Annotated in this window: 20 protein-coding genes; 11 read left to right on the forward strand and 9 right to left on the reverse strand. The window is 66.9% G+C overall.

The features are described 5' to 3' along the window. Window position 1 precedes the first annotated feature (1 nt). The 6 genes from benD to LC060_RS08950 are packed head-to-tail and all read right to left on the reverse strand — an operon-like array spanning window position 2 to window position 5,125. Complete coding sequence (gene benD, locus LC060_RS08925; protein WP_226634660.1) at window positions 2-787, reverse strand: benzoate diol dehydrogenase BenD; 786 nt, start codon at window positions 785-787, stop codon at window positions 2-4. Between the two features lie 12 nt (window positions 788-799). Continuing rightward, a complete protein-coding gene (gene benB, locus LC060_RS08930; RefSeq protein ID WP_226634662.1) occupies window positions 800-1,315 on the reverse strand; it encodes a benzoate 1,2-dioxygenase small subunit in 516 nt (171 codons plus the stop codon). After that, entirely contained in the window at window positions 1,312-2,667 is a 1,356-nt protein-coding gene (locus LC060_RS08935) for a Rieske 2Fe-2S domain-containing protein (RefSeq protein ID WP_226634664.1), read from the reverse strand. The genes benB and LC060_RS08935 overlap by 4 nt, the downstream gene beginning before the upstream one ends. Window positions 2,668-2,710: 43 nt before the next feature. Next, window positions 2,711-3,625 (reverse strand): dioxygenase, encoded by a 915-nt coding sequence (locus LC060_RS08940; RefSeq protein WP_226634667.1) that lies wholly within the window; start codon window positions 3,623-3,625, stop codon window positions 2,711-2,713. 45 nt (window positions 3,626-3,670) lie between these two features. Next, window positions 3,671-3,961 carry a muconolactone Delta-isomerase gene (catC, locus tag LC060_RS08945; protein ID WP_039390789.1) on the reverse strand — a complete coding sequence of 97 codons (291 nt, stop codon included), beginning with the start codon at window positions 3,959-3,961 and terminating at the stop codon, window positions 3,671-3,673. A gap of 6 nt (window positions 3,962-3,967) precedes the next feature. Further along, window positions 3,968-5,125: a muconate/chloromuconate family cycloisomerase gene (locus tag LC060_RS08950; protein WP_226634669.1), complete on the reverse strand. Its 1,158-nt coding sequence runs from the start codon at window positions 5,123-5,125 to the stop codon at window positions 3,968-3,970. Between the two features lie 107 nt (window positions 5,126-5,232). Between LC060_RS08950 and LC060_RS08955 the strand changes: the two genes are divergently transcribed. The 7 genes from LC060_RS08955 (at window position 5,233) to LC060_RS08985 (ending at window position 13,003) form a co-directional block, all read left to right on the forward strand. Then, complete coding sequence (locus LC060_RS08955; RefSeq protein WP_226634671.1) at window positions 5,233-6,174, forward strand: LysR family transcriptional regulator; 942 nt, start codon at window positions 5,233-5,235, stop codon at window positions 6,172-6,174. Between the two features lie 137 nt (window positions 6,175-6,311). Beyond that, the gene (locus LC060_RS08960; protein WP_226634673.1) at window positions 6,312-7,685 is read left to right on the forward strand and encodes an MFS transporter; all 1,374 of its coding nucleotides are present in this window, start codon (window positions 6,312-6,314) and stop codon (window positions 7,683-7,685) included. A 20-nt stretch (window positions 7,686-7,705) separates the two neighbouring features. Beyond that, on the forward strand, window positions 7,706-8,932 hold the full coding sequence (locus LC060_RS08965) for a benzoate/H(+) symporter BenE family transporter (protein WP_226634675.1): 1,227 nt from the start codon (window positions 7,706-7,708) through the stop codon (window positions 8,930-8,932). A gap of 30 nt (window positions 8,933-8,962) precedes the next feature. Next, the gene (locus LC060_RS08970) at window positions 8,963-10,489 is read left to right on the forward strand and encodes an alginate export family protein (RefSeq protein ID WP_226634676.1); all 1,527 of its coding nucleotides are present in this window, start codon (window positions 8,963-8,965) and stop codon (window positions 10,487-10,489) included. A 160-nt stretch (window positions 10,490-10,649) separates the two neighbouring features. Continuing rightward, on the forward strand, window positions 10,650-11,249 hold the full coding sequence (locus tag LC060_RS08975) for a CHAP domain-containing protein (protein ID WP_226634678.1): 600 nt from the start codon (window positions 10,650-10,652) through the stop codon (window positions 11,247-11,249). 77 nt (window positions 11,250-11,326) lie between these two features. Further along, window positions 11,327-12,043 carry a ZIP family metal transporter gene (locus LC060_RS08980; RefSeq protein WP_226634680.1) on the forward strand — a complete coding sequence of 239 codons (717 nt, stop codon included), beginning with the start codon at window positions 11,327-11,329 and terminating at the stop codon, window positions 12,041-12,043. Between the two features lie 114 nt (window positions 12,044-12,157). Beyond that, entirely contained in the window at window positions 12,158-13,003 is an 846-nt protein-coding gene (locus LC060_RS08985; protein ID WP_226634682.1) for an alpha/beta fold hydrolase, read from the forward strand. Here LC060_RS08985 and LC060_RS08990 read toward each other — a convergent pair. Together LC060_RS08990 and LC060_RS08995 are read right to left on the reverse strand one after the other, a co-directional pair. Further along, window positions 13,000-14,016, reverse strand: a complete 1,017-nt coding sequence (locus LC060_RS08990) for a nitrilase-related carbon-nitrogen hydrolase (RefSeq protein ID WP_226634684.1) — start codon at window positions 14,014-14,016, stop codon at window positions 13,000-13,002. The genes LC060_RS08985 and LC060_RS08990 overlap by 4 nt on opposite strands. After that, window positions 14,013-15,131, reverse strand: a complete 1,119-nt coding sequence (locus tag LC060_RS08995; RefSeq protein WP_226634686.1) for an LLM class flavin-dependent oxidoreductase — start codon at window positions 15,129-15,131, stop codon at window positions 14,013-14,015. Before LC060_RS08995 ends, LC060_RS08990 begins: the two co-directional genes overlap by 4 nt. A gap of 178 nt (window positions 15,132-15,309) precedes the next feature. On the opposite strand from LC060_RS08995, the gene LC060_RS09000 reads away from it, so the two are divergent. The 4 genes from LC060_RS09000 (at window position 15,310) to LC060_RS09015 (ending at window position 19,188) form a co-directional block, all read left to right on the forward strand. Next, complete coding sequence (locus LC060_RS09000; protein WP_226634687.1) at window positions 15,310-16,449, forward strand: class I SAM-dependent methyltransferase; 1,140 nt, start codon at window positions 15,310-15,312, stop codon at window positions 16,447-16,449. Next, a complete protein-coding gene (locus LC060_RS09005) occupies window positions 16,446-16,766 on the forward strand; it encodes a hypothetical protein (protein ID WP_226634689.1) in 321 nt (106 codons plus the stop codon). The genes LC060_RS09000 and LC060_RS09005 overlap by 4 nt, the downstream gene beginning before the upstream one ends. Window positions 16,767-16,914: 148 nt before the next feature. Next, entirely contained in the window at window positions 16,915-18,246 is a 1,332-nt protein-coding gene (hisD, locus tag LC060_RS09010) for a histidinol dehydrogenase (RefSeq protein WP_413465103.1), read from the forward strand. 225 nt (window positions 18,247-18,471) lie between these two features. Further along, on the forward strand, window positions 18,472-19,188 hold the full coding sequence (locus tag LC060_RS09015; RefSeq protein ID WP_226634693.1) for a DUF3108 domain-containing protein: 717 nt from the start codon (window positions 18,472-18,474) through the stop codon (window positions 19,186-19,188). Between the two features lie 82 nt (window positions 19,189-19,270). Here LC060_RS09015 and LC060_RS09020 read toward each other — a convergent pair whose 3' ends face one another. Then, the gene (locus tag LC060_RS09020; RefSeq protein WP_226634695.1) at window positions 19,271-20,734 is read right to left on the reverse strand and encodes an aldehyde dehydrogenase family protein; all 1,464 of its coding nucleotides are present in this window, start codon (window positions 20,732-20,734) and stop codon (window positions 19,271-19,273) included. Window positions 20,735-20,813: the final 79 nt, after the last annotated feature.

Below are 20,813 nucleotides of genomic sequence, written 5' to 3' on the forward strand. Positions count from 1 at the left end.
CTTATCCCAGGTCACCGCCCGCAACGGGCAGGACGGAGCCGGTCATGTAGCTGGCCTCGTCGGAGGCCAGGAACAGGATCGGGGCGATCTGCTCTTCGAGCGTGCCGTAGCGTTTCACGAAGGTGGAGGTCGTCACCTGTTCGACCGCCTCGGCCATCCAGGCCTGCTCCTGCGCGGTGTCGCCCGAGGCGTTGCGCGGCACCTTGCGCGGCGGCGCAGAGGTCCCGCCCGGCGCAGTGGCAACGACGCGGATGCCCTGTTCGCCATATTCCATGGCGAGGCTCATGGTGAGGCCGTTGACCCCGCCCTTGGCCGCCGAATAGGGCACCCGGCGAATGCCGCGCGTTGCATTGGACGAGACATTGACGATGGTGCCCGCCCCCTGCTCCAGCATCGCGGGCAGGACCGCGTGGCAGCCATAGAGCGTGGGCATGAGCGAGCGGCGGATTTCCGCGTCGATCTGCGCAGGCTCGAACTCGGCGTAGGGGCGCATGCGGATCGCACCGCCCACGTTGTTGACGAGGATGTCGATGCGGCCGAACGCGGCCACCGCCGCCTCGGCCGCCGAACGTGCGCCCTCGTAGGTTTCAAGGTCGCACACGACCGAGATCGCGGTGCCGCCCGCCTGCGTGATTTCCGCCTCGACGTCCGCCACGAACTCGGCGCGGTCGACAAGCACCACGCGCGCGCCTTCGGCCGCGGCGCGGGTGGCGACCCCCGCCCCGATGCCCTGCGCAGCCCCGGTCACGATCATGACCTTATCGGCAAAACGTCCTTCGAAAATCACGGGGGGGCCTCCTCAGACGTGGTAGATGTCGATGATCTGATGAATGTAATCGTCCTTGAGGACGATCTTCTTCTTCACGATCTTCGGGGCCTCGCCCGAGACATCCAGGGTGAGGAAGGTGGTGCCGAAGAACTGCAGCGTCGTCTTCGAGCGGTGGCTGAGCGTGTGCCAGTTGTAGCGCAGATCGATCGCGCCCTCGCGCGTCTCCAGCACCTCGACGTTGTTCACCGAATGGGCCGTGCGCGGCTGGGGCATCGAGGCCGACGAGCGCTCGGTGCGGATGCGGTAGACGCGGTCTTCCAGGCCATTGCGGTTGGGGTAATAGATCAGCGAGATCTGCGTCTGGGGATCGGTGCACAGCTCATCGTCGTCGGTCCAGGCCGGCATCCAGTACTCGACGTCGGGCGAATAGCATTCGAGCCATTCCTCGTACTCGCGGTCATCGAGCAGGCGCGCCTCGCGGTAGAGGAATGCGCAGATATCCTGGTAGGAAAGCGCGGTGGTGTCCTTTTCGAGCGTCATGGTCATTCTGCCGCCTCCATCATTTCTGCGGGCGTTGCATCCTTCTCGATCCCGTCCAGCATGATCTGGGCCCAGAACTCGTGCTGGCGCACGAAGAGACCTTCGTCTTCCGAGCGTTCGCTGGACAGGAGCGGGTTCATGCCCATCGCCTTCGCGTTCGCATCAGGGCCCTCGATCCAGCGGGTCGCGCCGCGGCTGAGGTCGTTCCAGAGCGAACCGGCGCCTTCGTAGGCGTGCTGACAGCTGCGGAATTCCTCGAGGTCATCGGGCGTCCCCATTCCGGAGACGTTGAAGAAGTCCTCGTACTGGCGGATGCGGTGCGCACGGTCCTCGGCGCTCTCGCCCTTGGGGGCGTAGCAGTAGATCGTCACCTCGGTGGTGTGCACGTCGAGCGGACGCACGACGCGGATCTGGGTGGAGAACTGGTCCATCAGGAAGACATTGGGATAGAGCGCCAAGTTGCGCGTCTGCTCCAGGATGAACTTGGCCTTCTGTTCGCCAAGCCGGGCTTCCAGGTCGTCCTTGCGGTTCCAGACCGGACGCACTTCAGGGTTGAGCGTCTGCGTCCAGAGCAGGATGTGGCCATGCTCGAAACCGTAGACGCCGCTGGCCGGGGCCTTGGACCAGCCATTGGCGTCGACCGCCTTGGTGCCACCTTCGGCGCGGCGGCCCATGGTCGACTGGTAGTTCTCGTGGACCGAGCTGACGTGGTAGCCGTCACACCCGTTCTCCATCTGCATCTTCCAGTTGCCATCGAAGGTGTAGCTGGAATTGCCGACGAGGACTTCCAGGCCTTCGGGCGCCTGGTCGACCATCTGGTCGATGATGACCTTGGCCTCGCCCAGGTGCTCTTCAAGCGGGAGCACGTCGTGGTTGAGCGAGCCGAAGATGAAGCCGCGGTAGCTCTCGATCTTCACGCGGGTAAGGTCGTGCGAACCATCCAGGTTGAAGCTCTCGGGATAGGCGCCGGTGCTGGCGTCCTTGGCGCGCAGCAGCGAGCCGTCGTTCTTGAAGCTCCAGCCGTGGAAGGGGCACACGAAGAGCGGCTGGTTGCCGCGCTTCTTGCGGCACAGCTGGGCACCACGGTGGGCACAGGCGTTGACGACGCAGTGGAGCGCGTCCTCCTTGCCCCGGGTCAGGATCACGGGCACGCGGCCGATGAAGGTCGTGAAGTAGTCGTTCTTCTTTTCGACCTGGCTTTCATGGGCGAGATAGACCCAGTTGCTCTCGAAGATGTACTTCATCTCCAGTTCGAACAGTTCCGGGTCGGTGAAGACATCCCGGCGGCAGCGAAACTCGCCGGTTTCCGGGTTGTCGACGACAGCGGTCGCCACCTTCTCTTTCAAATGATGCGTCATGATCCTGTCTCCCGTGATCGTGGTGCCCGTGTACGGGCTATTCTCAGGCGGCTTCGGTTTCCGCCTCGGCGCTGGCGCGGCGGCGGGTCGAGAGCTGCTCGTCGTCCTGCGAAGTCGCCTTCTGCAGCTGGAAGTCGAAGGCAAGGTCGACACGGTCGCCCTGGCGGCTCGGCACCGGCAGCAGGCCTTCGCGGGTCCCGAAGGCGAAGTCGTCCTTGGCGAAGGGATCATCGCCAAAGTTGATCTGCGTGGTCAGCGTACGGTAGCCCGGCGCTTCCACGAAGAAGTGGACGTGCGCGGGACGGCTGCCGTGGCGGCCCAGCGCGAACATGAGCGTTTCGGTCGCGCCGCCCGGAGGGCACGAGTAGCCGCTCGGCATCTTCGAGTGGAAGACGTACTTGCCGTCGTCACCCAGCTTGATGCGGCGACGGTTGTTGAACGGCGTCTGCTCGGTGGTGGGGTCGAAGTGCGAGTACCACCCCTGCGAGTTGGCGTGCCACACGTGGACGATGGCGTCCTTGACCGGCTCACCGTCGGGGCCGGTGATGGCGCCCGTCATGGTGAGGTTGTCCGCTTCGGGATCGGGGTCGCTGGTGAGGTTCGCGCCGTTCTCGACGAGCGGGGCTCCCGAGACGTAGAGCGGGCCCTCGATGGTACGCGGCGTGCCGCCCGAAAGGCCCGCTTCGGCATCCTTGGCGTCCATGTAGAGGTCCATGAAGTGCTCAAGGCCCGAGCCCGGAGCAATCAGACCGAGTTCACCCGCGCCATCGGCGAAGAACTTGATGGCGCCCCAGAATTCGTCTTCCGACACGTCGTGCTTGACGATCACTTCCATGATCGACTCGGTCAGGTCGCGCACGATGCCCTTGAGGCGCGTGTCGCCGCCCTCCTGGCCGATGCCCGCCGCGGTATCGAGCAGCTTCTGAATTTCCGGTGTTTTTACAAAGGTCACATCCATGGTGAACTCTCCCGATTATAGAAATTGATTGGGCTTTTGGCGCCCTCAGGTGTCGTCTTCGCGAATGGCCGAGGGGTGGCGGTTGAGCGGCGTCACCTTCATCGCCATGAAGGGGTAGAGCGGCAGCGCCATGAGCACGTCGTGAAGCGCTTCATTGCTTGCGACATCGAAGATGCTGACGTTCGAATAGAGCCCGGTCTTGCGCCAGATGTGGCGCCAGGTGCCATCGGCCTGCAGCTTCTGCGAGTAGGCCTTTTCCTCGGCCTTGAGGCGCGCGGCTTCCTCGGCGTCGAAGTCGAGGGGAATGTTGACGTCCATTTCAACCATGAAAAGCATGGGGGATCAGGCTCCTGTATTGACGGCGTGGAGGCGCGGACCGTCGCGGTCGCGCCGGAAATAGGCGATCTTGTCCTCGTCGAGCGCGATACCCAGGCCAGGGCCGGTCGGCACGCGCAGCGCGAAGTCGGCATAGTGCAGCGGCTCGGCCAGAATCTCGTCGGTCTGGAGAAGCGGGCCGAACAGTTCGGTACCCCAGTCGAGCTGCGGCAGGGTCGCAAAGACATGGGCCGAAGCGGCCGTGCCGACGCTGCCTTCCAGCATCGTGCCGCCGTACAGGCCAAGGCCCGCAGCGCCCGCAATCGCGGCAACTTCGGCCGTGGCAAAGAGGCCACCCGACTGCTCGATCTTGAGCGCGAAAACCGACGCGGCGCCCGCCTCGGCAATGCGCAGCGCCGAACGCGGCCCGTGCAGCGCCTCGTCGGCCATGAGCGGGATGGTCTGGCCTTGCGAGAGCCGCGCCATGGCCGCGATGTCATCGCCCGCGGTCGGCTGCTCGACGAGATCACAGCCCACATCGTGCAGCATCGCCATGCCGAGGCGCGCCTGGGGCTCGCTCCAGTTCTGGTTGACGTCGACACGGATGCTGGCCCGGTCGCCCAGCGCCTTGCAGATCGCGCCCACATGGGCGACGTCATCGCGCACGGCGCGCTTGCCGATCTTGAGCTTGAAGATGTTGTGGCGACGCTCGGCCAGCATCTGCTCGCCCTCGGCGATGTCACGCGCGGTGTCGCCGCTCGCCAGCGTCCAGGCCACGGGCAGCGTGTCGCGCACGCGCCCACCGCCGATCAGTTCGGAGACCGGGACGCCCAGGCGCTTGCCCGCCATGTCGAGGAGCGCACTTTCCACGGCGCACTTGGCAAAATGGTTGCCGCGCACACAGGCGTTGATCCGCGCCATCGTCTCGCCCACGCGGGAGATGTCGCTCGCTTCCAGCACGGGCAGAATGTAGGTGTCGATCGCGGACTTGATGCTCTCGGGGCTCTCCTCGCCGTAGCTGAGGCCACCGATGGTGGTGCCTTCCCCGAGGCCCTCGACACCGTCACCGTCGACCAGGCGCACGATCGTCATCGCCTGTGAATGCATGGTGGCCATGGCCAGAACATGCGGGCGAATTGTCGGCACATCGACAATGAAGGTATCAGCGCGATCCAACGCAGCCATTGCAGCCTCTCTCCCGTATGATTACGTTTCGAGGGAAATCTAGTGCTCCCCAGGCCCGCATTCAAAGATCAATAGGGTCATGGGATTATACCTGAGAGGTATCTTGAATGGATCTGCGCCTCCTTCGCTACTTCGTCGCGGTCGCCGACGAAGGCAATTTCAACCGCGCGGCCGAGCGGCTGCACATCGCTCAGCCGCCCCTTTCCCGTGCGATCCAGCAACTTGAGGCGCATGTCGGGGCGACCCTGCTCGACCGTTCGAGCCGCCCGCTGCAGCTGACCAAGGTCGGGCGCCTGCTCCATTCGCAGGCGCTCCAGGTGCTCGCCCGGATCGAGGACGTGGAGGCAATGGTGCGCGCGGCCGCGACCAGCGAGCGGCGGCGCCTTGTCATCGGCTTCGTCGCGTCCACCATCTATGCCCGCCTGCCCGAACTCATCCGGGAATTTCGCAAGGTGGCCGAAAACGTCGAACTGGTCATGGTCGAGAGCACCACGCTCGACCAGCTCGCCGCGCTCAAGGACGGGCGCATCGATGTCGGCTTCGGGCGCATCCGCTTCGATGATCCGGCGGTCCAGCGCGTGATCCTGCGCCACGAGAAGCTTGTCGCCGCCTTCTCGCCCGACCACCCCATGGCAAGCGGGTCCGGGCCGGTGTCGCTAAGCGAACTCGCGCAGGAGCCGCAGATCATCTACCCGCGCCAGCCCCGCCCCAGCTATGCCGACCAGGTTCTCTCGCTCTGGCGCGACTATGGGATCGAGCCAAGGATCGCGCACGAGGCGCGCGAACTGCAGATCGCTATCGGCCTCGTCGCGGCCGAGGAAGGCATCGCCATCGTGCCCGAATCGGTGCGCCGCGCGCGCAGCCACGACGTCGTCTACCGCGAGCTTGCCGAGAGCGCGACGTCGCCCATCATCATGAGCCACCGGCCCGGCGACCACTCGCCCGAACTGGCGCTGATGATCGCCACGATTGCGCGCAAATACCGCGACTGGGGCTACGACGTGCCCACAGCGCTCGACGCACACGAGGCCGCGATCGCGAGCGGTTAAGCCCCTGAGTACCTTGCGCAAATCCCGCAAGAATACTCGCAGCGTATCGCCCCGGCACTCAATCGGTATTTGGCACCCCCTGCTAAATCACTCAGTCTCCTGAAAAATACAAAATCACAAACCGGGAGAGTATCGATATGCAAGGTATCGATGTCGGCCGCCTGATCGAGCAGGCGCCTCTGAGTTCACTGCACAAGAAGATCATTGTCGCCTGCGCCATCCTGCTCGTCGTGGATGGCTACGACGTCTTCATCTACGGCGCGGTCCTGCCGCGCCTGATGGACGAATGGGGCCTCAGCCCGACCGAGGCGGGCTCGCTCGCCAGCTGGGCGCTGTTCGGCATGATGGGCGGCGCGCTTTTCTTTGGCCCGCTTGGCGACCGCATCGGGCGCAAGACCTGCATCACCTTGTGCTTCACCCTGTTCAGCGCCTCCACCTTCCTCAACGGCTTCGTGACGACCCCGCTCACCTTCGGGCTGCTGCGTTTTGCCGCGGGCCTTGGCTGTGGTGGCCTCATGCCCAACGCGGTTGCGCTCACCAACGAATATGCGCCCAAGCGCATCCGCTCCACGCTCGTCGCGCTCATGTTCAGCGGCTATGCGGTGGGCGGCATGGTCGCGGCCGGGCTCGCCATCTACCTCCTGCCCGCCTTCGGCTGGCCGTCCATGTTCTTCGCCGCCGCAGTCCCGCTCGTCTGCCTGCCGCTGATCCTGAAGGCGCTGCCCGAATCCATCGGCTTCCTCATCCGCAAAGGGGATACCGAGACCGCCCGCGCGCACCTGCGCCAGTTGGCGCCCGAGGCCAACCTGCCCGCCGACGCCCCGCTCGAATACCATGAGGCCAAGGGCGCTTCGACTTCGGTCGGCGAACTGTTCCGCCAGGGCCGCGCGCTCGGCACCTTCGCCATGTGGCTGTCGTTCTTCTGCTGCCTCCTCATGGTCTACGGGCTCAGCTCCTGGCTGCCCAAGCTCATGGTCAGCGCGGGCTATTCGCTGGGTTCCAGCCTCTCGTTCCTCCTCGCACTCAGCTTCGGGGGCATGTTCGGGGCGATCTCGGGCGGACGTCTCGCCGACCGCTTCGGCCTGCCCCGCGTGGTCATGGCCTACTTCGCGCTCGGCTCGGCCTGCCTCATGCTGCTCGGCCTCAACAGCCCGATGCCCGTCCTCTACCTGCTGATCTTCATCGCCGGCGCCGGGACCACCGGCACGCAGATCCTGCTCTACGCCTGCGTCGCGGAGTTCTACACCCTTTCGGTCCGCTCGACGGGCCTGGGCTGGGCTTCGGGCATGGGCCGCGTGGGCGCCATTGTCGGGCCGATGCTGGGCGGCATTCTCCTCTCCGCGCAGCTGCCGATGGGCTGGAACTTCGTCGCCTTCGCGGTTCCGGGCTTCATCTCGGTGGCCGCGACCGCGCTCTTCACCCTGAGCCTGCGCCGCCAGGCGACGGTGACGGCTGCGGCCACCCCGAACACCCCCGCTCCTGAAACCCCCGAACGCGCGCTCACTGCCTGAGCGCGCCCAAGGAGAGTTCCATGCCCCTTCGGCATCTTACCTGGCTGCCGACGATTCTCGCCGGGATCATCGCCACCACCATTTCCTACGCGGGACCGCTGGTCATCGTGTTCCAGGCCTCTGCGGGCCTGGAACAACCGCTGGTGGCCTCCTGGGTCTGGGCGATCTCGATCGGCAGCGGGGTGCTGGGCATCGTGCTCAGCCTGCGCTGGAAGGTGCCGATCGTCATCGCCTGGTCGGCGCCCGGCTCGGCTCTCCTTGTCACCATGCTGCCCCAGACCGACTTTGCGACCGCCATCGGCGCCTATATCGTCGCCAATGTCGCGGTCTTCCTGGTCGGCATCTCGGGCGCTTTCGACCAGCTTACCCGCCGCCTGCCGCCCGCGATCACTGCGGCCATGCTGGCGGGCATCCTGTTCCGCTTCGTGATCGACATGGTCGGCACGCTGCCCGAGGCCCCGCTGACGGTGGTGGCGATGATGGGCGCCTTCTTTGCCGGACGCGTCGTCTCGCCGCGCTACGCCGTCGTCGCCGTGCTGGCCGTGGGCGTAACGCTGTGCGCGCTCACCGGCTCGCTTTCAGGCACCATCGCAACGCCCAGCCTCACCCTGCCGGTCTGGACGACGCCCCGTTTCGATCTTGCCGCGGCCGCCAACATCGCCGTACCGCTGGCCGTGGTTGCGCTGACCGGCCAGTTCCTGCCCGGCATCGCGGTCCTGCGCACCGCCGGTTTCGCGCATCCCCCGGCGCGCCCGCTGATCTCGGCAAGCGCCATCACCTCGGTCGTGCTCGCCCCGTTCGGGTGCCACGGCCTCAACCTCGCCGCGCTCACCGCCGCGATCTGCCTTGGCGAAGAGGCGCATCCCGAGAAGGAAAAGCGCTACGTCGCCGGGGTCGCGGGCGGGGTGACCTACCTTGTCTTCGGTGCCTTCGCCTCGACCGTGCTCGCGCTCTTTGCGCTGCTGCCCGAATTCCTCATCGCCGCGCTGGCAGGCCTTGCCCTCTTCCCCGTTGTCGCCGGATCGCTGAGCGCGGCGCTGAAAGCCGAGGACGGGCGCGACGGCGCGCTCGTCACCTTCGCGGTTTCGGCCTCGGGGCTCACGCTGTTCGGCCTTGGCGCGGCGCTGTGGGGCCTCGTCTTCGGGATCGCGGTTCACCTGCTTCAGACCTTCGCCCTTCACCGCCGCCCCCTGGCACCCACCGCGCCCCGACCTGCATCAGACACGTCCGCGCGCCAACCCGGATAACCGGGACGAGACCTTTCGGGAGAGTTCTAGATGATCGCATTCATGGCACCGCTGGTGCTGGCCAGTGGAGCTGCGCCTGCCGCGCCCGCGCCTCAGGAGCAGGCGCAAGAGCAGGATACACGCCAGCCCGTTCCCATCCCCGCGCCGCTGCCAATCCCGCAGGACAAGGCGTCCGCCGACACGACCCAGCTGCCGCAAGGGGCGCGGGCGCCCATCGTCACCTGGGACGGACGCGTGCTGCAGGAGCCCGACCCGGCCTTCCACCCAATCAACCACGAGGAGAACTACGCCAGTTTCGCCGACGTGCGCGATGCGAACCTGTGGACGAAGCTCAAGTACATCCCCATCGCGCCCGACGTCTACGGCACGCTGGGCGGCGAACTGCGCCTGCGCGGGGAGCTGCGCCCGGGCGAGCGTTTCGGGGCGGGTCCCCAGGACGATGACGGCAATTTCCAGATCCGCGCCCGCCTCTGGGGCGATGTCCATATCGGGCGGCAGGACAGCGCTTCGCTGCGCGCCTTCGTCGACATCGAGCACGCCACGACCACGGGCCTCGATTCCGTCGAGGCCATCATCGATGAGGGCCGGGCCGACTTCAACCAGGCCTTCCTGGAGGCGCGCGTGCCGATCGGCTCGGGCGAGATCAAGGCCCGTGTCGGGCGTCAGGAAGTGGGGCTTGGCGGCTACACCGTCTTCGACATGCGCGAGGGCGCCAACACCCGCCGCTCGCTCGACCTGGTGCGCGTGATCGGCAAGACAGGCCGCTTCGACGGGGGCTTCATGATCGGCCACCCGGTGACCGAGCGCAAGGGCACCTTCGATGATGCCACCAACACCGACTACGACCTGTGGGGCCTCAACGCGGGCTACGGCTTTGGCGAGGGCGCGCACTCGGGCCGCGTCGAAGCGATCTTCGTGGCCACCGACGCGATGCGCGGGTTCGACAGCGTGAACCCGGCCGCGCGCGATGAACGCCGCACCCTTTCGCTGCGCCTCGCCGGGATCGACGGCCCCTGGAACTACAGCCTCGAAGGCATCCGCCAGTGGGGCACCAACGGCCCGCGCGACATCGACGCCTACTACCTGACGGCGCAGGGCTCCTACTCGTTCAAGGCCCCGTGGAAGCCGCAGCTGGGGCTGCGCTTTGACCTCGGTTCGGGCGACAAGGACCCCAACGACGGGAAGCTGGGCACCTACGGCCCGCTGTTCCCGCGCCCGCTCACCTACAACGGCGACCTGGGCCCCCACAACCTCACCATCCTCCAGCCCTCGCTCGGCCTCGCGCCCGCCAAGGGCCTGTCGCTCAATCTCTCGATGGCTGGGCTCTGGCGCACCTCGGTGCACGATGCGGTCTACTCGCTGGGCGGCGCGGTCATCCGCAGCGGCGATTCGAGCGACGCGCGCTACTTCGCGACGCGCTATTCGGTCTCGGGTCGCTATGCCCTCAATCCCTTCACCACCATCGGTTTCTACACCAATTACAGTGACCTGGCGGATGCCTTCAAGCCGGGGCGCGACCTCTTCTACGGCGCGACCTACGTGACCTTCCGCTTCTGATCCCCCTCTCCCGGCGTGCGATGAAACGCAGTTCGTCGCACGCCGGGAACCCTACGGGACGAGCTGCGCGGGAAGCACGGCAAGGCGTGGAACGCCTATCTGGCTTCAAGATACACCATCACCTAGAGGCGCCCCGGGTTCGCAAATTCAAGGGTCGTTCATGAAATTCCTGACAGGGGCACTGCGCCGCACATTCTCGCCGGCGCCGCGCAAGGCGGGTGCAAAAGTTGTCTCGGGCCGCCTCGCACAGGCCCTGTCCGCGCTGCTGGGAACCGCCCTTGCCCTGACCGCGCTGCCCGCGTCGGCCCATGTCCTGCAGTGCGTGCCTTACGCGCGCGCGCAATCGGGCATCTCGATCCACGGCGATGCGCGCACCTGGTGGAAGCAGGCCGCGGGCACCTACGCACGCGGCGGTGAGCCCGAAGTCGGCGCGGTCATGGCCATGGCCCCCTCGCACGCGATGCCCTACGGCCATGTCGCGGTGGTCTCCAAGATCGTCGACACGCGCCACGTCCTTCTCAACCACGCCAACTGGTCGCGCCCGGGCATGATCGAGCGCGGGGTCCTGGCCGAAGACGTCTCGGATGCCGGGGACTGGAGCGAAGTGCGCGTCTGGTTCGCGCCCATCGGCGCGCTCGGCTCGCGCCACAACCCGGTCTACGGCTTCATCTACCCCGAGGCACCGGACGCCGAGGCCCGGCCAACGCTCGAACTCGCCGAGGCCGACACCGCGACCAGGGTGGCCAGCGCCGCGATGTAATTCGCGCAAGAGCCCTTGCCATCTTGCCCATGAGGACAGGGCTGATCGCACTTGAATTTGCCATGTAACAACATCACATGGCAGCGATGTCCGGTTCCCCCACACTCTCGCTCCTCCTCGTCGGCCTGGCGACGGCGCTCGCCACCTATGCGGGCGGGGTGATCACCTTGCGCCTCGTGCGCCGAAGCACGCTGATCTTCGGCGTGACCAGCGGCTTCGTGCTGGGGCTGGCCCTCTTCGACCTCCTGCCCGAGGCGCTTCACGGCCAGACCGGCCCGGGCGCGACGGCCACCGTCCTTGTCATGGCGCTGATCGGCCTTGCGGCAGGCCTCCTGCTCCATCACCTGCCCGAAACCGCCGCCCCCAAGGCGAGCGCGGGGCGCATCGCGCTCCTTGCGCACAGTCTGCTCGACGGTGTCGGGATCGGGCTTGCTTTCCAGATCTCGCCGACGACGGGCTGGATCGTGGCCGCCGCCGTGCTCGCCCACGATCTGGCAGATGGCGCCAACATGGCGGGGCTCAGCCTGGCCCACGGCCACGCCCACAACGCGCCGCGCTGGCTGCTCGCCAATTCGCTCGCCCCGCTTCTGGGCATCGTGCTGGGTCAATTGCTCCCGATGGGCGAAGCGCATTTCGCGCTGCTCCTCGCGCTGTTTTCGGGCAGCTTCCTCTATATCGGCCTGTTCGAGCTGTGGCCGCGCAGCGCAGCGGGCGAAGGCCTGCTCCGGACGGCCATGGCCAGCGGCGCAGGACTGGTCTTCATGGGCTCGGTGATCACGCTCGCGCATGGCTGACAGACAGGGGCGCGTTTTCTCCTGACGGCCATTTGCCTGCGCGCGCCTGTCACCGCATTGGGACCGTCGCTATCCCGTTACACCCGCGACCAGACCGGCAAGGAGAACCTGCATATGTCCTCGAATTCCCCCGCTTCGCCCGTGCGCCGTGGCTTCGTGGACGTGCCCTTTGGCCAGGTCCATTACCGCGAAGTGCGCCGGGAGGGGCGCCCGCTCGTCCTCCTTCACGCCTCGCCGGGAAGTTCGCGCCAGCTGGTGCCGCTGATCGAACAGCTGGGGACCGGGCGCCGTGTCCTCGCGCCCGACACCGCCGGGTTTGGAGACAGCTCGCCCCACCCGCTGGCCGCTCCCGATGCGCGCGATTTCGCCGCGACCACGCTGGCCGCGCTCGACGCTCTGGGGCTGGAAGAGTTCGACCTCTACGGCTCGCACACCGGCGCGTGCATCGCCGCCGAGATCGCCATCGCCCAGCCCACCCGCGTCGCCCATCTCGTGCTCGACGGAGTGGGCCTGTTCGAAGGCGCGTTCCTCGAAAGCCTGCTCGCCAATTACGCGCCCGCCTTCACGCCCGATCTTGACGGCGCGTATCTGTCGCGCGCGTTCCAGTTCCTGCGCGACCAGTGCAGCTTCTGGCCTTGGTACAACCGCACGCGCGAGGGGCGCCGCGAGGCCGGGATCATGCCCGCGCCCGCGCTCCACGCCTGGCTGCTCGAACTGCTGAAGGCGAACGAGACCTATCCGCTGGGCTACCACGCCGCCTTCACCTGGCCCGTGCGCGAGCGCCTGCCGCTGGTGCCCGTGCCCACGCTGATGATGGCGGCGAGCGACGATCCGCTTGCCGCCAACACCGCCGAGCTGGCCCCCACCCTGCCGGGCGCGCGCTACGAAAGCCTGCCCGCCGCCTCCGCCCCCGCCTTTGCCGCAAGGCGCCAGGCGGTGGTCGAAAGCTTCCTTGGCTAGGAGGTTGGCTCAGGCGCGGGCGCGTGATCGCGGCCCAGCGCCTGCAGCCGCTCGCGCACCTGCGTTTCGACTGCAATCATCGCCGCAAAGCCTGCCGGCGGCGCATCGCCAAAGGCGTTGGAGGGCCAGAGCGTGAGCGCGCTGCGGTCCTCCTCGATCTGGGGCAGCATCCCGGCCAGGAGGTTGCCCGCCGGTTGGCTGCGCGCACGGCGCAATCCCTCGATGTCGATGGTCGAGAGGTGGAATTCGTCGCTCACCGCCGCGCCGATGGGACGGCCTTCGTAGTCCCAGGCCGCCGAGGCCAGCTCCCCTTGCGCAATGTTCGCCATGCCGAAGTAGACCGCGTTTTCAAAGGCGCGCACCGGGCGGCACAGCTCTGCGCCCGGACGGTTGAGGTAGTCGATCCCCTGCATCGCGGCGACCGGATTGAGGATCACTTCGGCACCTTTGAGCGCCATGGCGCGGATCGGCTCGGGCCAGTGCGGCTCGGCCCCGATGGTGACGCCCAGCCCGCCAATCGGCGTGTCAAGCACGGGCAGGAACGCCCCATGCCCGAAGGTCTCGACGAAACGGTCGTAGACGTCGACCGGGCTGGTGCGCAGCGAGAGCGAATAGTTCTTGCGGTAAGCCAGCCCAATCTCGCCCTCGGGCGTGAGCACCGCGACCGAGAAGAAATAGCGCCCCGGAAAGGCCGCGTGCTTCTCGGCGATCTGCACGGCGGCATAGACGCCGGCCTTGCGCGCGGCTTCGCCCAGCCGCTCCATTTCCGGCCCCGGAAAGGTGACCGCCGCGCCCAGCCAGGCCTCGGGGCCAAGCGGGGTGTAGCCGGTCATCGCGAACTGGGGAAAGACGACAAGGCGCGCGCCATGCTCGCCCGCCGCGCGTGCAATGGCCTCGCAGGCAATGGCGATGTTGGCGTCGAGCGCACCGTCGAGCGGCATGCCGTCCGCGCCAAAGACACTGCCCGTCGCCGGACGGCACAGCGCCATGGTGTAAGGCGCAATCCCGCTCATGCCAGCGCCGCCTTGGCCGCGGCCATCTGTGCCTTGAGTTCGGGTACGAGCTCGCGCCCGATCAGCGCGGCGTCGGTGTCCTGTTCGGGGCTGCGCAGGAGGAAGCGGGTAATGCCAAGGCGGCGGTACTCCATCAGGCTGTCGGCGACCTGCTGCGGCGTTCCGACCAGAACCGAATTGTTGCCGCGCCCCTTGAAGGCCTTGTTGAGCCCTGTCCACAGGCACCGGTCGAGCCGGTCACCCTGCTTGGACTGTGCGAGCATGCGCTGGAAGGCGCCCGCCGCGGCCTTGTCGTCGTCCTTGTCGTGCTTGCCCATGACAATGCCGCGCTCGCCGCCCGCGATGCGCTCGGTCACCTGCTGCTCCAGCTTCATTGCGCGCTCCCAGGCCGCATCCTCGGTCTCGCCCAAGAGGATCACCATGGTCATCAGCACCTTGATGTCACGCCCGTGCCGCGCGGCCGCCGCATGCGCCTTGCGCGCGAGGTCGCCCGCGCCCTCAAAAGTGTCCCCCCCTTGCGCGTAGACGTCGGCGACCTTGCCGCACAGATCGAGCGCCAGGTCCGAGGTGCCGCCCCAGTAGACCGGCATGGCCCCGCCGTGCGGGCGCACCATCGCGAAGGCGTCGCGGTATTTGTAGAATTCACCGTCGAAATCGAAGGGCTGCTCGCTCGACCAGACCCGGCGCATGACTTCCACGTATTCCGCGGCAATGCGGTAGCGCTCTTCCTTGGTGTTGAAGGCGCCATCGGCCTGGACCTCGCGGTCGTCGGCCCCGGCAATGACGTGGACCGCCGCGCGGCCCTCGCTCAGCCGGTCAAGCGTCGCGAGATGACGCGCGGCGTAGGTGGGCTGCACCGGCCCCGGGCGATGCGCCATCATGAAGCCGAGCTTGGAGGTCACGCCCGAGAGGTGCGCGCCGATGGCAAAGCTTTCAGGCATGACCGCAGCATTGGCAATCAACACCCGGTCATAGCCCGCCGCTTCCTGCTCCAGCGCAGCCTTGCGGATATAGGCAGGATCAAAGTCGGCCCCTTGCGGTCCACTCGCCACCGATCCGGGACGGTGGTTGACGATGCCGACGATCTCCAGATCGTCCTGAATATCCGCGTACATGTCTTCTCCCTGGCAATGGCTGAGCGCCCTTGCTGCCAGAGAGATATCGAAATTCCAGTCGAATTATTCGACCTGATATACGCAAAACGCATAAGCACTATGCCCGCAAGATGTTCATGTCGCGAACAGCGCACGCCCCCACATTGCAGAGGGCGAACTCCTGCGCGAGACTTCCCCCATGGCCCAGAACGAAACCTTCACGGCGCGCGACTTCGCGTTCACGCCCAACCACGACGAGACCGCCCGGCAGAATTTCATCGGCGGCTTCAAGAAATTCATCAATTTCGATGTCGAGGCGGCGCTCGACCGCCGCTTCGATGCGACCTTGGCCCCGGCCTACGAGGCGGAACACGGCGCTCCTCCCGCCACCCGCAAGGAGGCGGTCGCCGCGGTCGAGAACGACCCCTTGTTCCAGACCTGGTCGGCGCTCACCTTCCACAGCCAGAACCTGATGTGGGACGCGGTGCAGGACACGACCGACCGCATCATCGATGACCGCATCGAAACCTACCGCGCGCTGCGCGATGCGCGTCCGGCTGGCGGCAGCGTGACCTTGCGCGATGATCTGGTTGTTCGCGCCCCGGTCAGCACCACCGAGATCCACCGCCAGCCCGGCGGCTACTGGCGCGAGCGCCGCGCCGACGACATCGAACAGGGCCTCAACTACACCGGCACGGTCGAACTCTACCGCAGCGCCAAGGGCATGTCCGCGCGCGGCTCGCTGGAGAAGGACACGCTGGGCCAGTTCGTGGCCGAAGTCGCGCAGCGCCGCGCACCGGACCTTGTCCCTGCCCGCGTCCTCGACATGGGCTGCGGCACCGGCGAGCAGACCCACGCCTACAAGAAAGTCTGGCCCGAGGCCGAGGTCACAGGGCTGGAGTGCGCGCGCCCGCTGGTGCGCTTTGCCCATGGCACGGCCGAAGCGAACGGGCTTGCCATCGACTTTCTCGAGGCCAACGCGGCGGACACCGGCCTTCCCGACGAGAGCGTCGACTTCATCACCTCGATCATCATGTTCCACGAGACGACCGCAGCGCAGACGCAGGAGATCCTCAAGGAATGTTGGCGCCTCCTGAAGCCGGGCGGCCTCGTCCTGCACCTTGACGTGCCTTACCACGCGCACCGCATCCCGCTCATCAAGCAGGCCACCAACGACTGGCAGGTGCGCCACAATGGCGAGCCCTTCTGGACCGGCTTCGTCGAGCTCGACATGATGGCCGAACTGACCCGCGCCGGGTTCGATCCCGACCACGCCTTTGCCGACTACGAAAGCGCGGGCGCGGCCACCTATTTCTTCTTCGGAGGGCGCAAGCCATGACCACCCCGGCAGATACCCCGGCACAGGACGCATTTCCCGCAGGCCCCAAGCCCGGCGACCGCACCGTCACTTTCCTGGAAAACCCCATCGTCGACCAGATGCTGCGCGCGATGGTGACGCTGACGATGGAACTTTCGGTCACGCGCGAACGCATGCGCGCGATGGAACAGGTGCTGGAAGCACAGGGCCTTGCCGTGGCCAGCGGGATCGAGGACCTGACGCTCTCGCCCGAAGAGGACGATGCCCGCCGCGCGATGCGCGAGAAGCTCATCGCGGATGTACTCGGCCCGATCATCGAGCGGCTGGAGAAGGCCTGAGTTTTCTCCCCGCGCCCTCCCCTGCGACGCCGGGAACGGTCCATCTTTTCGCGATATGGACATCTGCCCCACGCAGCGTTCCCGCACGGCCCGGACCGCGCCAAGTCGGCCTCATCCATGACGACACATGACGAAGGGTAGAGTGAAGATGGCGCAGTATCTGAAGCGCGGCGCAAGCGCCGAGACGAAGGCCGATGCCGACCGCAAGGTCCGCGATATCGTCGAAGCCGCGCTGGCCGACATCGAACAGCGCGGCGATGCCGCCGTGCGCGACATGTCGATCCGCTTTGATGGCTGGGACCGCGAGGACTATCGCCTGACCGACGCCGAGATCGAGGCCTGCGTCGACAGCCTGACCCCGCAGGAGCGCAAGGACATCGAGTTCGCGCAGACGCAGGTGCGCAACTTCGCGCAGGTCCAGCGCGCCTCGATGAAGGACGTCGAGGTCGAGACGCTTCCCGGCGTTGTCCTGGGGCACAAGAACATCCCGCTGAACTCGGCCGGGTGCTACGTCCCGGGCGGCAAGTACCCGCTGCTGGCCGGCGCGCACATGTCGGTGATCACCGCCAAGGTTGCGGGCGTGAAGCGCGTCGTCACCTGCGCCCCGCCGTTCCAGGGCCGCCCGGCCCGCGCCATTGTCGCCGCACAGGCGCTCGCCGGGGCCGACGTGATCTATGCGCTGGGCGGCATCCAGGCGGTGGGTGCCATGGCCATCGGCACGGCCTCGATCGATCCGGTCGATATCCTGGTCGGCCCGGGCAACGCCTTCGTCGCCGAAGCCAAGCGCCAGTTGTTCGGACGTGTCGGCATCGACCTCTTCGCAGGTCCCACCGAGACGCTGATCATCGCCGATGAGGTGGGCTGCGATCCCGAGATCGCCGCGACCGACATCCTGGGCCAGGTCGAGCATGGCCCCGACAGCCCGGGCGTCCTCCTCACCAATTCGGAAAAGTTCGCGCGCGAGACGATGGCCGAGATCGAGCGCCTCCTGCAGATCCTCCCCACCGCCGAACATGCCCGCAAGGCTTGGGAGGCCTTCGGCGAAGTCATCGTCGCCGACAGCACCGAGGAAATGGTCGCAATCGCCGACGAGATCGCCTCCGAGCACGTCCAGGTGATGACCGCCGCCCCCAACTACTTCCTCGACAACATGACCAACTACGGCGCGCTGTTCTTGGGCAGCCGCACCAACGTCAGCTTCGGCGACAAGGTCATCGGCACCAACCACACGCTCCCCACCAGGAAGGCCGCGCGCTACACCGGTGGCCTGTGGGTCGGCAAGTTCCTGAAGACCTGCACCTACCAGCGCATCGAGACCGACGAGGCCTCCGCGCTGATCGGCGACTACTGCTCGCGCCTGTGTGCGCTCGAAGGCTTTGCCGGGCATGGCGAACAGGCCAACATCCGCGTGCGCCGCTTTGGCGGACGCGATGTGCCCTACGCCGGCCAGACCGAACCGACGCCCGAAACGGCGGCCTGAAATCAGAAGACAGGATTCCGAGGGCCATCGCCCTCGGGCTCCCCGAACTGTCGACCGCACCTTTCTCACGCCATCCTGGATGGAGAAAGGTGAGGTTGCCGATTTTGGGGTCAAGGGGCGATGGCCCCTTGAAATTGGCTTCCTGCTTGCCTCCTTTCCTTCGCCGCGTGAACATCGGTGCGCTGCAGAATTGATCGCCATGCCCTTGCGCGATCTGTTGCGCCCATGCCCTTCACACGCATCACCGGCTCGTACGTCACCCACCCCCTCGATGCGCCCGAGCGCACGGCGGACTGGGAGGACTTCATCCTCACCTGCAACCCGGACGGGTCGCGCACGGCGATGACGCTCTCGCGCTTTCCGGGCAATTCCATCGTGCGCCAGGTCATGCAGACGGTAGAGGCCGACTTCACCCCGCGCGACGGTTTTGCGCGCCTCTATGCGGACGGCCGCTATGCAGGGTCGGTGGTGCGCCAGGTGACAGGCGGCGAAGTGACCTCCGTCGTGCTCGGCCCGGACGGCGCGCCCATCGACGTCTCCGCCTTCCCTTTCGAGGCCACGCGCGAGGTGCTGGGCTACCACCCGACCGCCGCGGAAGGCTGGAAGCTGATGAAGCTCGACCGCAGCGTGCCGGGCGTCCAGACCATCGAGCTGCTCACCACCTCGCTTACCTGGAACGGGGGCACGATGGGCCATGGCCGCAAGGTCGAGATGCCGGTCGAGTACCTGGGCGAGGAGGACATGCACGTGCCCGCAGGCACCTTCGCGTGCCATCGCTTCCTGTGGCGCACGGGCGACATCGACGGCGACCTCGACATCTGGGTTACCCGCAAGGACGCGCTGATGGTGCGCATGAACGGCTATGCCAAGGGCCACGCCTATGTGCTGGCGCGCTATGAGGAAACGGTCTTTCCCGACACCAACGAATTCGGCGACTACTGAGCCCACCCGAACACGAAGAGGGCCGCGCCCGCACCTTCGACAAGGTACGGGCGCGGCCCCTTTTCCTTGCGTCTCTTGCGGATCAGGCGCCGAGGCGGCGGATCGGCGTATCTTCCAGCGGGATCGAGGTGGTCTTGGCCTCGGTGAAGAAGTCCGCGCAGTGGCGCGCGCCGTCGCGGCCGATGCCCGATTCCTTGTACCCGCCAAACGGCGCGCGCAATTCGCGCATCATCGGCGTGTTGACCCAGATCGTGCCCGCGCGGATGCGCGCGCTGCAGGCCATGGCCGTCGCCAGATCGCGCGTCCAGACATAGGAGACGAGGCCGAAGTCGGAGGCATTGGCCATCGCGATGGCCTCATCGAGGTCGGAATAGGTCAGGAAGGTCGCGAAGGGCCCGAATATCTCCTCCTGGCAGATCCGCGCGGCATTGCTGGGCGCACGCGCGACGATGGGCTCCATGAACCAGCCCTGCTCGCGGCCCTCGGGCGCCGTTCCTCCGTGCAGGATCTCGGCGCCATCCTCGCGCGCCACATCCAGGTAGTGCTGCACGTGCGCGCGGTGCGCCTCGAAGGCGAGCGGACCCATCTCGGTCGCCGGATCGCACGGATCGCCGATGCGGATGGCCTTGGCCCGCGCGACGAAGGCGGCGATGAATTCCTCGGCGATGGATTCGTGGACGAGGATGCGCGAGCCGCCCAGGCACTGCTGGCCGTTGCTCGCGTAGATGGCGAGCAGCGTGCCGTCGAGCGCGCGTTCCAGGTCCGCATCGGGCGTGACGATGGCCGCCGACTTGCCGCCCAGTTCCATCGTCACCGGGGTCAGCCGCTCGCCCGCCGCAGCCATGATCCGGCGCCCCGTGGTGGTGCCGCCGGTAAAGCCGATCATGTCGATGTCCGGGTGGGTGGTGAGCGCTTCCCCGGTCACGCTGCCCCGGCCGTTGACGACATTGACGACGCCCTTGGGAAGGCCCGCCTCGTGCATCAGCTCGACCATGCGTAGGGTCGACTGGGGCGTGTATTCGGACGGCTTCAGCACACAGGTGTTGCCAAAGGCGATGCAGGTCGCAAGCCGCATCGAGCCCAGCGCCAGCGGCGCGTTCCACGGCGCGATGAGCGCGGCAACGCCCTTGGCTTCGCGGGTGGTGTAGGTGAGGTACTTCTCGTTCTGCTGGAAGGTCTCGCCCGCCATCATGCTGGCGACCTCGGCAAAGCGCTTGAAGTTCTCGGCGGCGCGGTCGATCAGCGGGCGCACGCCCGAGATCGGAAGGCCCGAGGTGCGCGCTTCCAACTCGGCGAGTTCGTCGCCATGTGCCCGCAGCTTGGCATCGATGGCCTGGAGCACATTGCTGCGCGCCTCGCTGCCAAGCGCGCTCCACGGCCCAAAGGCCGCGCGCGCGGCCTTGACCGCGGCATCGACTTCGGCCGCATCGGCCTCGCGCAGCGCGCTCGCCTGCACCCCGCTCGTCGGATCGAAGACGGGAAGCTCGAAGCCGTCCCCGGCCGGAAGGAAGGCGCCGTCAATGAAGCTGGTGGCGGTCGTGGTCATGGCTCGAAGGTCTCGACGTCTAGCGGGAAAGAAACAAGGCAGGTGTGGCAAGGCCCTGCGCAGGCGGCAGACTATGCCT

The sequence above is a fragment of the Novosphingobium profundi genome (assembly GCF_020524485.1).
In the GTDB taxonomy this organism is placed as follows: domain Bacteria; phylum Pseudomonadota; class Alphaproteobacteria; order Sphingomonadales; family Sphingomonadaceae; genus Novosphingobium; species Novosphingobium profundi_A.

Bases quoted from the DNA above. Each gene is read 5' to 3' on its own strand.
- benB (WP_226634662.1), bottom strand. From the start codon at position 1,315: ATGACCATGACGCTCGAAAAGGACACCACCGCGCTTTCCTACCAGGAT.
- LC060_RS08935 (WP_226634664.1), bottom strand. From the start codon at position 2,667: ATGACGCATCATTTGAAAGAGAAGGTGGCGACCGCTGTCGTCGACAAC.
- LC060_RS08940 (WP_226634667.1), bottom strand. From the start codon at position 3,625: ATGGATGTGACCTTTGTAAAAACACCGGAAATTCAGAAGCTGCTCGAT.
- catC (WP_039390789.1), bottom strand. From the start codon at position 3,961: ATGCTTTTCATGGTTGAAATGGACGTCAACATTCCCCTCGACTTCGAC.
- LC060_RS08950 (WP_226634669.1), bottom strand. From the start codon at position 5,125: ATGGCTGCGTTGGATCGCGCTGATACCTTCATTGTCGATGTGCCGACA.
- LC060_RS08955 (WP_226634671.1), top strand. From the start codon at position 5,233: ATGGATCTGCGCCTCCTTCGCTACTTCGTCGCGGTCGCCGACGAAGGC.
- LC060_RS08960 (WP_226634673.1), top strand. From the start codon at position 6,312: ATGCAAGGTATCGATGTCGGCCGCCTGATCGAGCAGGCGCCTCTGAGT.
- LC060_RS08965 (WP_226634675.1), top strand. From the start codon at position 7,706: ATGCCCCTTCGGCATCTTACCTGGCTGCCGACGATTCTCGCCGGGATC.
- LC060_RS08970 (WP_226634676.1), top strand. From the start codon at position 8,963: ATGATCGCATTCATGGCACCGCTGGTGCTGGCCAGTGGAGCTGCGCCT.
- LC060_RS08975 (WP_226634678.1), top strand. From the start codon at position 10,650: ATGAAATTCCTGACAGGGGCACTGCGCCGCACATTCTCGCCGGCGCCG.
- LC060_RS08980 (WP_226634680.1), top strand. From the start codon at position 11,327: ATGGCAGCGATGTCCGGTTCCCCCACACTCTCGCTCCTCCTCGTCGGC.
- LC060_RS08985 (WP_226634682.1), top strand. From the start codon at position 12,158: ATGTCCTCGAATTCCCCCGCTTCGCCCGTGCGCCGTGGCTTCGTGGAC.
- LC060_RS08990 (WP_226634684.1), bottom strand. From the start codon at position 14,016: ATGAGCGGGATTGCGCCTTACACCATGGCGCTGTGCCGTCCGGCGACG.
- LC060_RS08995 (WP_226634686.1), bottom strand. From the start codon at position 15,131: ATGTACGCGGATATTCAGGACGATCTGGAGATCGTCGGCATCGTCAAC.
- LC060_RS09000 (WP_226634687.1), top strand. From the start codon at position 15,310: ATGGCCCAGAACGAAACCTTCACGGCGCGCGACTTCGCGTTCACGCCC.
- LC060_RS09005 (WP_226634689.1), top strand. From the start codon at position 16,446: ATGACCACCCCGGCAGATACCCCGGCACAGGACGCATTTCCCGCAGGC.
- hisD (WP_413465103.1), top strand. From the start codon at position 16,915: ATGGCGCAGTATCTGAAGCGCGGCGCAAGCGCCGAGACGAAGGCCGAT.
- LC060_RS09015 (WP_226634693.1), top strand. From the start codon at position 18,472: ATGCCCTTCACACGCATCACCGGCTCGTACGTCACCCACCCCCTCGAT.
- LC060_RS09020 (WP_226634695.1), bottom strand. From the start codon at position 20,734: ATGACCACGACCGCCACCAGCTTCATTGACGGCGCCTTCCTTCCGGCC.